We start from the raw sequence: 12,005 nt of genomic DNA, 5'->3' as shown, positions 1-12,005 counted from the left end.
GGCAGGTTGCGGGATTTCTCTGCGGCAGCCGGAATGATAACCGAGACCTGGCCCTTAAAGACATCCCCCTTGAAGGCGTCAAAGGTGACCCGGGCTAAAGACCCGACCTTGATTTCGTCCAGATAACGCTCGGGCAAAAGCACTCTGACCTTGATAAAGGAAAGGTCCATCAGGGTGACGACCGGGGCCCCGGCGTGGAGCCACTGGCCGACTTCGGTATGCTGTTCGATGATGGAGCCGGTGAAAGGCGCGCGCACCACCATGCGATTGATGCGGTCGGTCAGCCGAGTCACTTCGGTCTGAGCCCGCGCCACCTCCTGTTCCAGAGTCCTCACCGTGAAGATGTCTCGCTCATAGTTCTGAACACTTATCGTTTGGGCCTTTTTCAGACTGGCGGAACGTTCTAGGTCCTGGCGGGCTTTATCGAGCCGGATGTTTGTTCCGGCCAGGACGGCCTGGGAGGCCTTGAGCGCGAGTCGCTGGCTCGTTTTATCCAGGGTAACCAGGGCGGCCCCGCTGGTGACGAGACCCCCTTTTTTAAAGTTGATGGTCTTAACCAGGCCCGCCACTTCAGCCGCCACCCGGCTGGTGCGGCTGGCCACAGCCGTCCCCACCAGTTCCAGAGTCAAGGCCACAACTCTCTCTTCAACGGGCGCCACCACCACAGGCGCGGCGGGGCCCCTGGAAGATTCGGCCCCGGCCCGGCTCGATCCTTGGCAGAAGGCCAGAATAAAAACGAGGAGACAAAATAAAAAGCGGGGAACCGCCGCAGGGAAGTATTGACTCATCTTATCCGTTCTGACTTAAACCTCAGCGTTCATCATGATAAAAAGAAGGATTTTTCAGCCCCGGAAACCTCTGAGGTTTCAACGAGGCGTCAACCGTCTCCTCTTCGCTTTCACAAGCCGCCCCGTTTATGAGAATAACATTGACCGGCCGGATTGAGCGTAAAGATCGAGAAAGTCAGGGAGAGGAGATGCACCGGCCTCACCGGCCCATAACCTTTTTCACCGTGACCATGATTTTCTCTGTACTGGGGATGAATTCCTGTTCCAGAACGGGCGAAAAAGGCACCGGGGTAAAAGGGGCGCCCAGGCGCAAGATCGGCGCATCCAGGTAATCGAAAGCTTTTTCCGCGACCATGGCTGCTATCTCCGCGCCTGAACCGGCAAACTTCACCTCTTCGTGCACAATCACCAGACGGGATGTCTTTTTGACGGAATTAATGATGGTCTCCTCATCCAGGGGTGAAAGGGTGCGGGGGTCAATTATTTCGATGCTGATCCCTTCCTCAGCCAGTTTTTCAGCTGCTTCCTGCGTCAGCAAGACCATCCGTCCCGTGGCTACAACTGTGACGTCCTCCCCTTGCCTCTTGATATCGGCCTCTCCCAGAGGCACGGTGTACGCCTCCTCCGGTACCTCGCCGCTTGTAAAATACAGGGTCTTGTGTTCGAGGAAGACCACCGGGTTATCGTCGCGGATTGATGAAATCAAAAGGCCCTTGGCGTCATAAGCGGTGCTTGGCATGACGACCTTCAGACCGGGCACGTGCATGAACCAGGCCTCCAGGGACTGGGAATGCTGGGCCGCGGCCCCCACGCCCGCGCCGCACATGCTCCTGACGACGATGGGCAGCCTGGCCTTGCCACCGAACATATACTTCATCTTGGCCGCCTGATTGAAAAGCTGATCCAAACACACGCCGATAAAGTCCACAAACATCAGCTCCACCACCGGCCGCAAACCGCAGATGGCCGCGCCAACCGCGGTTCCAATGATGGCGCTTTCCGTAATTGGCGTGTCGCGGACCCGTTTTTCACCAAATTGTTCAACCAGACCCTGAGTAACGGCAAAAACACCGCCGGTCACGTCTTCACCGGCAATATAGATGTTCGGATCCCGTTCCATTTCAAGCTTCAAGGCACTGTTTATGGCCTGTGCTATCGTCATGCTGGGCATGGAACACCTCTCCTTTCTTTGATCCTAGTCCTTTCTTTGATCCTAGTCCTGCTCTCCAAATCTTCTCATCAGATACAACGCCCTCTTAAGACGTATAAACATCCGTGGTCAGTTCCCCGGGGTCCGGAAACGGACTCTCGTCGGCAAAAAGAACGGCCTCCTCCAACTCCTTCTCGATGGCGCCTCTGATGGCCTCGGCCTTGTCCTGGGTTAAGACCCCCTGCTGGGTCAGTTTTTTTTCAAACTGCTCTATCGGGTCCTTACCCATCCATTCCTTGGCTTCTTTTTCGTCCCGGTAGGCCATGGCGTCTCCTTCAAAATGACCCCGGACGCGGTATGTTTTGCATTCGATCAGCGTTGGGCCTTTACCTTCCCGGGCCTGTGCCACAGCTTCGGAGGCCGCTTCGCACACGGCGGCCACGTCATTGCCATCCACCACCATCCCGGGAATATCGTAACCGGCGGCCCGATCGGCAATGTCCTCGATGGCCTGGTGCCTGGACTGGTGCGTGAACTCGCCAAACTTGTTGTTTTCCACGACAAAGACAATCGGGAGTTTCCAGCAGGACGCCAGGTTCATGGCTTCGTGGGTGGTTCCCTGGTTGGAGGCGCCGTCTCCGAAGAAGCAGACCGCCACCGCGTCCTTGCCTTGATACTGAGCCGCCAGTGCGGCTCCGGTGGCGATGGGCAGGCCTCCCCCGACGATACCGTTGGCCCCCAGGATGCCCAACTCGATGTCGGCAATGTGCATCGAACCGCCCTTGCCTTTGCAGTAGCCTGTCTTTTTCCCAAAAAGTTCGGCTATCATCAACTTGAGGTCGCCCCCCTTGGCAATCAGATGCCCGTGACCGCGATGGGTACTGGCGATATAATCCGTCGGTTTGAGGACCAAACAAACCCCGGCCGCCACAGCCTCCTCTCCCACATAAAGGTGGACGAATCCCGGGATGCGGCCGCCTGCGAACAGTTCCGCAACCCGCTCCTCGAACATGCGGATCCTTTTCATGGTGGTGTAGAGGCCAATCATCTGTTTTTCGGTGAGATTCATTCTTCCTTCACCTCCTCTGACATAATCCTAAATGGATTAAACCGATTTGCAGCATCGCTTCTGGAAGAGTTGCGCGTCCAAGCCGGGCTGCGTCATTATCTTTGCTCCTGTTTTTATTTGGAAGTTGTATCAGCGTAAGATAAAAGCGCTTCGGTATCAAGTAAAAAGTGTTAAGACCGCATCTAGGGTCTTGAAACAGGGGGAACGCCTGTAACCGCCTCAGGGCTCAGCCGGTTTTTTACGTGGCCATTCCTTTATCGCTGAAATGCTTTCTGTTTGACAAACCAACCTCTCCCTTTTACACTTCAGGCCATGAAAACTGATTCAAACCCTTCCTTGCTGCTTAATGTCCTGAAATGGCTAGGGAAGCGGAGGTACAAATAATGCTTGATTTTCTGTTTAATCCTTTATCAGTAGCTGTGATCGGGGCTTCCAATGACGCGCAAAAATCGGGCGGCCGGTTCCTGAAGAGCCTGATAGACCACCGTTTCAGCGGCCGGATTTATCCGGTCAACCCGAAATCCTCGGAGGTGATGGGGCTCAAGAGCTATCAATCGGTTCAGGACATTCCGGGTGAGGTTGACCTGGCGATCTCAACGATTCCGGCGCAGATAACACTGGAGGCAGTTTCGGACTGCGCTGAGAAAAGGGTGAAGTTCGTGATTATCCACAGTGCCGGATTTGGTGAACTCGATGCTGAAGGAAAAGCCCTTGAAGCCAGGATGGTCGAAACGGCGCGTCAAGGAGGGACAAAGATCGTCGGTCCGAATTGTATGGGATTATACAGTCCGGATGCGAAAATAAACATGATTCTACCTCATCTTACGGCCGTTGACAGTCCCCCGGAGAACGGTGCGGTGGCCTTTATCGGGCAGAGCGGCTGGTCGGCGGAGTCAATGATTATCGAGGGCCTTCAGCGCGGGCTCAGGTTCAGCAAGGTGGCTAGTATCGGCAACCAGATTGACCTCACAGCAGCCGACTACCTCGAATATTTTGCTGAAGACCCACAGACAAAAGTTATCACTGCTTATTTGGAAGGGATAAAGGAGGGACGCCGCCTCCTTTCACTGGCCAGGCAGGTTTCGAAAAAAAAGCCGATTATCATCTGGAAGTCAGGAAAAACAGCAGCCGGGGCCAGGGCCGCCGCATCCCACACCGGGTCCCTGGCCGTGCCCGATTCGATTCTCCAGGCCGCGTTCAGGCAGACCGGAATCATCCGGGCGGACAGTATTTATGAAATGATTGATTTTGCCGTGGCCTTCAACGCCACGCACCTGCCTCCAGGCAGACGCGTCGGGATCCTGGTCGAGGCGGGCGGCGGCGCGGTGACCGCTGCCGACGCCTGCGAAGACCTCGACCTGGAGGTGCCTTCGTTTTCCGGCCAGGCTCAGGAGGAAATACGCCAGTTCATGAGGCAGGTAAAGGCGCCCATTCCGTCCACCAGAAATCCGGTTGACCTGGTCTGGCCGCCGTATGGTGAATTTGCACAAATTATCAAAAGATGCATAGATATCATGTCCAGGGAGTGCGACGTTATCCTGTGGATCACCTACTACCCGCTGGATGATGAAAACATAGCCTCCGCGCTGGCCCAGATCGTGGCCGAGGCGAAGATACCTCTCCTGGCCGTGCCTGCCTACGCCGTGGGGCAGGACAACACCCTGAGCATTTATACCAGGAAAGGTATGCCCGCCTTTTCAAGACCGGAGAGGGCGGTCAAGGCCATCGCGGCCCTGGAGCGGTTTGCGTCTTTATCCTCGCTTAAATCCTAGAGCCTTCCTTTTTTTATCAAGGGGCGTAACTGGAGCGGCAGAGTACACCCCAGTGGTTGTTCTGTTTGGTAACGATCCAGAGCGATTTGTGAGTGACGTACCTGGTTCCGTCCGTGTGAAAGCGGCTGAATTCGATGGCAAAGTGGACCTTGTCGTCCGAGGCGTGAATTGCCTTGGCCGCATCCAGCATGCTGTGGTGCCAGCCCTCGCGTTCGATGAGGAAATTGAAACCTGCTTTAAAATCCGACGGTTCAGGTATGATCCTCACCCTGTTAACGCCAATACGGACGTGTGGGAAGTTCATAGCCTGGCGAAGCGCTTCGTCATCCTGGGAATTGAATCCGGCAAAGAAGGCCTCAATCGCCTTTTTGGCTTCTATTTCAGACATATGGCTGCTCCTTGATTTGACAGTTTTATCCCGGGGGGTCTAAGGGAACCCTTTTGTTTAAAAAAAAAGTCCCCCCAGATCATCCCACCCATCTCATCAGATTACAGACTTGGCCGCTCGGCCTGCCAGGGCCGGAGGGCTTCAAACGCGGCCGAGGCCTGAAGCACGGTCAGATCGGCGAATCGGCGTCCCACGATCTGCAGACCCACGGGCAGCCCTTCTTTAGAAAAGCCCGCCGGGACGGTAGCGGCGGGATTCTGGCTCAGGTTGAAGGGCGAGGTGAAGGGAGTCCAGTTGCGGGGGTCCACCGGCTGGTCCTTCAGGGCGTCTTCCGCGGGCACGCCTGCTTTAAAAGGCAGAATGGGTATGGTTGGAAGCAGCAGGAGGTCGTAACGTTTAAAAAATCTCCTGACCTGGTCCCGGAACTCGCTGCGCTGTATCTGGGCCTTGACAAAGTCAACCGCCTTCATTTCCAAACCCAGCTTAACCTGCTGCACCAGGCTCGGGTCTATCCGGTCTTCCCATTCCTCGAGGTAATCCCCGAGTGTCCCGGCCATACCCGCCAGCCAGAAGGTACCGAAAGCTCTTGAGACATCCTCAAATCCAGGGTCCGTCTCCTCAACGGTCGCGCCCAACTCCTCAAAGGTTTGTGCAGCCCTGGTCGTGATGTCAGCCACCTGCTCATCAAGAGGGACTTCCCACAGATTAGGGCTCCAGGCCGCCTTGAGGCCTTGAATGCCTCTGGTGAGCTGGCCCACATAATCGGCCGGAGGAGCCTCCAGGGACAAGGGGTCCGCATCGTCCGGCCCGGCCATGACGGAGAGCATCAGGGCCGCATCGGCCACGGTGCGCGTCATGGGGCCGGCGGTCGAAAGCGAGTCCAGGGTGCTGGCCGGATAGACGGGCACGCGGCCATAGGACGGCTTCAGTCCATAGATGCCTGAAAATGACGAAGGAATACGGATGGAGCCGCCGCCGTCCGTGCCCACCGCCAGGGGAGTCATCCCGGCAGCCACCTGGGCTCCAGCGCCGCCGCTGGAACCGCCGGGTGTCAGGTCGGTGTTCCAGGGATTGCGGGTCACGCCGGTCACCAGGGAATCGGTCATCCCTTTGTGGCCAAACTCAGGCGTGGTCGTCTTGCCAACCATGATCCCGCCCGCGTCTTTCAGCCGCGTCACCAAAATCGCATCCTCGTCAGGCACATAGTCCTGGTAAATTTTCGATCCCCGCATGGTTCGGACAGCCTTGGTGTAAACCAGGTCCTTAATCGAGAACGGGAGGCCATGGAGCGGGCCCAGTGGCTCGCCGTCCATAACCGCCTGTTCGGCGCGCTGCGCCTCCTCAACGGCCGTCTCGGCCGTCATGGTGCAAAAAGCGTTGACCTTGGGGTTAATCTCTTCGATCCGCTGTAGAAAGGCATTGACGACCTCGATCGGCGAGAGCTTTTTCTCGCGAATCATCCGGGCCAGTTCAACCGCGGGTCTATAGCAAATGGATTCAGTATCTGCCTGCACAGCCGTGTCCTCCTTTACCTGGGTATATTCTGCTGGTTCACAGCCCTATCATGCCGTCTCTGATAGCATAAGTCCAGCAGTATTCGGCTGACACCGAGCGGCTTCAGGCGCGGCGACGAAACAATGGCCCGCCTTAATGATCGAATCCCCGGAATAACCCTGAAGTTGCGGCCCTTATGTTTTAGACTTGCTTTTTTTGATGATTTTTGATTAATAGAAACAAACTTGTGAAATCATAGATCAGGTTCATCTCTGGTAAAGCTGATCTCCTGACAGGCGCTTGTTGGAAATCCTTTTAGGAAAGGGCGTAAACCTTTTGCAGGGCTTTTTTGGCCTCCGAGATAGAGCGACAACCTCATTTGGAGATGACTCTAGGCAGAAGGAGCGTTTCATCTCGTTCCTGGAAGGCCTTTGAAGCCTCACGTTGAAGAACCGCAGGATGAATGGATGAAGGGTCCTGGCCCCAAAATTTTATCAGGCCCAAAGCCTGACAACCCTGCCGGACTGGGTGGCGAAAAAGAACTGGATTCCCCCTTGAATATTGCTATCATCGGAGGGGGTCAAGACTGCTATAACCTTCTTAAAGCTCTATCTAACAGCAGCCAGTCCGCGCAAGAATTTGACATCCTGGGTGTAGCCGATGCGAACCCGGATGCACCAGGCTTGATCTATGCCCGGAAGCTGAATTTGGCCGTTGCCACAAATTTTAAGGACCTCTATCACCTGGAGGGCCTCAATCTTTTTATTGATCTGACCGGGGAAAAGGAGATAGCAGAGGAACTGAATCGGACCAAACCGGCCGGGTGTGGGGTCATTTATTACCGGGCCGCGAAGTGGCTGCTGGAACTGCTTCAAATAAAGGCCCGCGAAGCCGAGCTTGAAAGGGAGGCTGAGCGAGATAAACGGCAGCTGCAAAAATATCAGGTTATCTTGGATTCACTGCCTTACAGAATCATGGTCGTGAACACAGATATGTCCATTGACACCGTTAATCAGACCTTTCTGAGCGAATTTGAGCTCAGCGCGGAAGATGTCAGAGGACGGCGTTGTTACGAGGTGCGGTACGGGCTTGACACGGCATGCGAGACTTGCTGCCTGGCAGAGGTTAAAAAAATCAAAAGGCCTTACATCCTCTATAGAGGATATCATGATGAAAATGGAGAAGAACGCTTCGATGTCATAACCGGCGCCCCCATTCTGAATGAACAGGGTGAGATTGTCCAGCTTTTAGAGGCCTCCAGAGACGTGACCGCCAGAATAAGACTCGAACGTGAAGCGCAGAAATCAAGCACCTTTCTCCAGAATGTGATCCAGAGCACCGTGGATGGGATCGTGGTCGTGGACACCAAAGGCATGGTGCTCCTGTTTAATGAAGGCATGGAGCGATTGACCGGGTATTCGGCCGAGGAAATTATGAATGAGGGGCACCTGAGCAGTTTTTACAACATTGATGTGGCTCGTGAAAACATGACAAAGATGCGCAGCTCACAGTACGGTCCGCCGGGAGTTTTGAATCCGACCAATATGTTCATTGAAACCAAGGACGGCCGGGAGGTTCCGGTCACCCTGTCGGCTTCGATTATGACCGTGGATGGTAAGGATATCGGGAGCGTGGGCGTCTTTAAAGACATGAGTGAAATAGAAGAGATGCGAAAAGAGCTCGACGAGGCTCATCTCCAGCTCGTACAGACTGAAAAGATAGCCTCGGTCGGCCGCATGGCTGCCGGGGTGGCCCATGAAATCAACAATCCCCTGTCAATCATTCTCATGTTTGCCGAACTCCTTGAACAGAGCCTCGCCAAGAGCGAACAGGAAACCAAGGACGTTCAGGAAATAGTCACCCAGACCCTGCGCTGTAAAAATATTGTCTCCGACCTGCTTGAATTCAGCCGCAAATCCATTGGAGAAGCCTCTTCCTTCCACCTGGGCCGCTTGATCGAACAATGCCTCAACCTCCTGATCAATCTGGCCATTTTTCACGATATCGAGGTCCAGAAGGACATTGAGCCCGGACTGCCGGAAATGGTCGGTGACATGGGCCAGTTTGAGCAGGTTTTCACCAACCTCTTCACCAATGCGGCCGACGCCATGGATGGGAAAGGCAGGCTGGAAATAAAGGCCAGATACGACCCCGAAGAGAGCCTGTTCATTATTAGTGTTTCCGACACCGGTCCGGGTATCCCGCCCCAGCACTGCGACAAGATTTTTGACATGTTTTTCACGACCAAGCGCATCGGTTACGGCACCGGGCTGGGGCTCAGTATCTCCAAGAATATCATCGAGGTTTATGGTGGCAGTATCAGGTTTGAGTGTCCGCCGGAAGGCGGAACGACTTTTATTATTGAACTTCCACGCGAGGCCGAGGAATCAATTGACACTGATCCAGTTTTTCTCGGGATGGATGAGCCATGAATGACAAAATAAAAATTTTGGTGGTGGACGACGAGGAGAAAATCAGAGAGGGCTGCCACCGTATCTTGACCAACAGGGGGTATGACGTGTTTACCGCGGAAAACGGTCAAGCGGCCCTGGACCTCCTGACCGAGGAGGAGATAGATATCATCCTGCTCGACTTGAAGATGCCGGGCATGGATGGAGAAGAAGTCCTTGAACTCACTCACGCTAAATACCCCGCCATTCCCGTAATCATCATTACCGGACATGGAATCATTGACACCGCAGTGGAATGCATGAAAAAAGGCGCTTACGATTTTATTACCAAGCCCTTCGAGATGCACCAGTTCATGCTGCCGGTGACCAGGGCCGCGGACAAAAGAAGGCTGGAACAGAAGGCCAGGCAGTTTCAGCAGGAAACGATTCGCAACCTGTATGACTTGAACCTCGAAAAAAGCCGGATGAAAACGATCATTAACTGCCTGGCCAACGGCGTCATGGTCACCAACCGGAACCTGGAGGTGGTCTTATATAATCCCGCCCTGACAAGATTACTGGGCATTACGGACGAAATCCAGACGCCGGTCCCTCTGGCCCGCATCACGAAAGACGAATTCTTACTGGAGACCCTTAAAAAAATTCAATCCAGATTCGATTCAACCGAGGAATTTATTTCACAGGAAATAGTCGTCGAAAACAGGACGCTCCGGTCCATCTCCGCACCGGCGCTCGGTCCTGACGGCGACATAGCCGGGACCGTGACTGTGCTCGAAGATATCACCCCCTTCAAGCAGCTGGATCAAATGAAAACGGATTTCGTCAACATGGTGGCGCATGAACTGCGGAGCCCGCTTGTTTCGATCAGGCAGCTTGTCAGCGTCATGCTGGAAGGCATGTGCGGGCCTCTTGAGGATAAGCAGCGAGAGTACCTCACCAAGTCTACAAAAAAAATAGACGGGCTGCTGGAACTGATTCAGGACCTGCTGGATATGGCCCGGCTCGAGGCGGGCATGACGGTTCAGCACCAGGTGCCCCTTGACCTCGAACCTCTGATCCAGAGCATGATTGACATCATGGACGTTCGGGCCAAGGGGAAAGGCATTACCTTCAACTGTTCCTGCAAGAACCTGCTGCCGGTGCACGCTGATCAGAAGAGCATTGAGGAGGTTTTTGATAACCTGCTCAGCAATGCCATTAACTATTCGCCGGACGGCGGCCACATACGTGTCACGGCTGAAAGACTGGGTAATGCAGTGGAAATAACGGTTTCAGACACAGGGGTCGGGATTCCGCCGGAGGAGCTTCCTAAGATTTTCGACAAATTTTACCGGGTGAAACATCCGAAAACGCGGGAGGTTATCGGTACCGGCTTGGGCTTATCGCTCGTACAAAGCATTATTGAAGCGCATCACGGTACGATTGAAGTGGAAAGTCGCGAAGGGGAAGGCACCGCTTTCCGGATCCTGCTGCCGGTCATGAAGTAAGGACTGGCCGGCTTATCGAATCTGTTGTTCCATTATCACACCGCTTGGAGGGTCGTTCAATGTCGCTTGAGGAAAAAAGTAAATCAGGTGAGTTCGTTGTTTTCGGAGAGTTTGAGCCGCCCAAAGGAGCTGATTTCTCTCCCCTGCTTGCCAAGGCCAATCTGGTCAGAGGCCGCCTCGACGCCATTGTGGTGCCAGAAATGGCCCACGCCGTCTTGAAAGCCAGTTCGCTCGGGGGCTGCGCTTTTCTGGAAAGCCACGGTTTTGAGACGATTTTTCAAATTTGTCCCCGTGACCGGAACAGGCTGGCTCTTCAGGCCGATATCCTGTCTGCCTCGGCCTTGGGCATTAAGAATCTCATGATCGTACCGGGTGAGGATATCCGGCACGGCGACCATTTTCAGGCCAGGCCGGTGAACGACCTGGATTTGATCGAACTACTCGAAGCGGTTCAAAGCCTGAATTCTGGCAAGGACATGACCGGCATTCAGTTGTCTCAACCCCCGAGTTTCTATATCGGTTCAAATATTGACACCGGAGCCTCCGGCGGGGTCCTGGAGGTGGAGATGGAACAGCTCAAGGAAAAAATGGAGCTGGGTGTGAAGTTCATCGTAACCAATCCCATATTCGACGCCAGGCATCTCCAGCAGTTCGTCAAGCGGATTGACAGCGGCCAGGTCGCGGTCATTCCCACGGTACTAATCTTGAAATCCCTGGGCATGGCCAGATACATCGAGAGAAATGTTTCAAATATAACCATCCCGCCTGAATTGACCAGGAGCCTCCAGAAGGCTGCTGACAAACCGAAGCAATGTCTCAAAATTGCGGGTGAGCTCATCGCCCGCTTGAAGGAGATGGGCATGAACGGTGTCATGATTTCCGCGGCCGGCTGGGAGGACAGGCTGCCGCAGGTCCTGGATGAAGCGGGGCTTTAAAGAAAGGAATAAGACCATGGCTGTTGCAAAACCCGATCATATCTCCGGCTCGGTTATGGTCGTAGGGGGCGGCATTACCGGAATGCAGGCCGCTCTTGATCTGGCCAATTCCGGCTTCTACGTTTACCTGGTTGAAAAATCCCCGGTCATTGGCGGGATGATGTCACAGCTTGACAAGACCTTTCCCACCAATGACTGCGGGATGATGTCACAGCTTGACAAGACCTTTCCCACCAATGACTGCGCCATGTGAATTATCTCGCCCAAACTGGTCGAGGTCGGCCGGCACATCAACATCGAGCTACTTACCCTTAGCGAAGTCGCGGGCATTTCCGGCGAGGAAGGCAACTTCACCATCACCCTGAACCAGAAGCCGCGCTTTATTGATATGGACAAATGCACCGGCTGCGGGGACTGCGCCGAGGCCTGCCCCATTGAGGTCACTGACGAATTCAACCAGGCCCTTAATAATCGTAAGGCAGCCTATAAGCCGTATGCCCAGGCCTTTCCC

10 protein-coding genes are annotated in these 12,005 nt (G+C 54.5%); 5 read left to right on the top strand and 5 right to left on the bottom strand.

All coding sequences use genetic code 11. The annotated features are described in order from the left end of the window. The 3 genes from JRI95_13540 to JRI95_13530 form a co-directional block, all read right to left on the bottom strand. Nucleotides 1-788 (bottom strand): efflux RND transporter periplasmic adaptor subunit (locus tag JRI95_13540; protein MBW2062567.1); only part of this gene is annotated, 788 nt, incomplete at its 3' end. A 199-nt stretch (nt 789-987) separates the two neighbouring features. Then, entirely contained in the window at nt 988-1,959 is a 972-nt protein-coding gene (locus tag JRI95_13535) for an alpha-ketoacid dehydrogenase subunit beta (GenBank protein MBW2062566.1), read from the bottom strand. An 85-nt stretch (nt 1,960-2,044) separates the two neighbouring features. After that, the gene (locus JRI95_13530; protein ID MBW2062565.1) at nt 2,045-3,007 is read right to left on the bottom strand and encodes a thiamine pyrophosphate-dependent dehydrogenase E1 component subunit alpha; all 963 of its coding nucleotides are present in this window, start codon (nt 3,005-3,007) and stop codon (nt 2,045-2,047) included. A 383-nt stretch (nt 3,008-3,390) separates the two neighbouring features. Between JRI95_13530 and JRI95_13525 the strand changes: the two genes are divergently transcribed. Next, nucleotides 3,391-4,779: a CoA-binding protein gene (locus JRI95_13525; GenBank protein MBW2062564.1), complete on the top strand. Its 1,389-nt coding sequence runs from the start codon at nt 3,391-3,393 to the stop codon at nt 4,777-4,779. A gap of 16 nt (nt 4,780-4,795) precedes the next feature. On the opposite strand, the gene JRI95_13520 is transcribed toward JRI95_13525, so the two are convergent. Together JRI95_13520 and JRI95_13515 are read right to left on the bottom strand one after the other, a co-directional pair. After that, nucleotides 4,796-5,167, bottom strand: coding sequence for a hypothetical protein (locus JRI95_13520; GenBank protein ID MBW2062563.1), 372 nt, complete (start codon nt 5,165-5,167; stop codon nt 4,796-4,798). Between the two features lie 101 nt (nt 5,168-5,268). Then, nucleotides 5,269-6,627, bottom strand: a complete 1,359-nt coding sequence (locus JRI95_13515; GenBank protein MBW2062562.1) for an amidase — start codon at nt 6,625-6,627, stop codon at nt 5,269-5,271. 501 nt (nt 6,628-7,128) lie between these two features. On the opposite strand from JRI95_13515, the gene JRI95_13510 reads away from it, so the two are divergent. The 4 genes from JRI95_13510 to JRI95_13495 form a co-directional block, all read left to right on the top strand. Continuing rightward, nucleotides 7,129-9,093 (top strand): PAS domain S-box protein, encoded by a 1,965-nt coding sequence (locus JRI95_13510; protein MBW2062561.1) that lies wholly within the window; start codon nt 7,129-7,131, stop codon nt 9,091-9,093. Next, nucleotides 9,090-10,559: a response regulator gene (locus JRI95_13505; GenBank protein MBW2062560.1), complete on the top strand. Its 1,470-nt coding sequence runs from the start codon at nt 9,090-9,092 to the stop codon at nt 10,557-10,559. The genes JRI95_13510 and JRI95_13505 overlap by 4 nt, the downstream gene beginning before the upstream one ends. Before the next feature lie 59 nt (nt 10,560-10,618). Continuing rightward, nucleotides 10,619-11,494 (top strand): methylenetetrahydrofolate reductase, encoded by an 876-nt coding sequence (locus JRI95_13500; GenBank protein ID MBW2062559.1) that lies wholly within the window; start codon nt 10,619-10,621, stop codon nt 11,492-11,494. 16 nt (nt 11,495-11,510) lie between these two features. Further along, the coding region (locus JRI95_13495; protein MBW2062558.1) for a CoB--CoM heterodisulfide reductase iron-sulfur subunit A family protein at nt 11,511-12,005 on the top strand (495 nt) is incomplete at its 3' end.

Source organism: Deltaproteobacteria bacterium (genome assembly GCA_019308995.1).
In the GTDB taxonomy this organism is placed as follows: domain Bacteria; phylum Desulfobacterota; class Desulfarculia; order Adiutricales; family JAFDHD01; genus JAFDHD01.
Note: the sequence above shows the minus strand (reverse complement) of the source record. Positions and strands in the feature narration are given on the sequence as shown.

Bases quoted from the DNA above. Each gene is read 5' to 3' on its own strand.
- JRI95_13535 (MBW2062566.1), bottom strand. From the start codon at position 1,959: ATGCCCAGCATGACGATAGCACAGGCCATAAACAGTGCCTTGAAGCTT.
- JRI95_13530 (MBW2062565.1), bottom strand. From the start codon at position 3,007: ATGAATCTCACCGAAAAACAGATGATTGGCCTCTACACCACCATGAAA.
- JRI95_13525 (MBW2062564.1), top strand. From the start codon at position 3,391: ATGCTTGATTTTCTGTTTAATCCTTTATCAGTAGCTGTGATCGGGGCT.
- JRI95_13520 (MBW2062563.1), bottom strand. From the start codon at position 5,167: ATGTCTGAAATAGAAGCCAAAAAGGCGATTGAGGCCTTCTTTGCCGGA.
- JRI95_13515 (MBW2062562.1), bottom strand. From the start codon at position 6,627: ATGATTCGCGAGAAAAAGCTCTCGCCGATCGAGGTCGTCAATGCCTTT.
- JRI95_13510 (MBW2062561.1), top strand. From the start codon at position 7,129: ATGAAGGGTCCTGGCCCCAAAATTTTATCAGGCCCAAAGCCTGACAAC.
- JRI95_13505 (MBW2062560.1), top strand. From the start codon at position 9,090: ATGAATGACAAAATAAAAATTTTGGTGGTGGACGACGAGGAGAAAATC.
- JRI95_13500 (MBW2062559.1), top strand. From the start codon at position 10,619: ATGTCGCTTGAGGAAAAAAGTAAATCAGGTGAGTTCGTTGTTTTCGGA.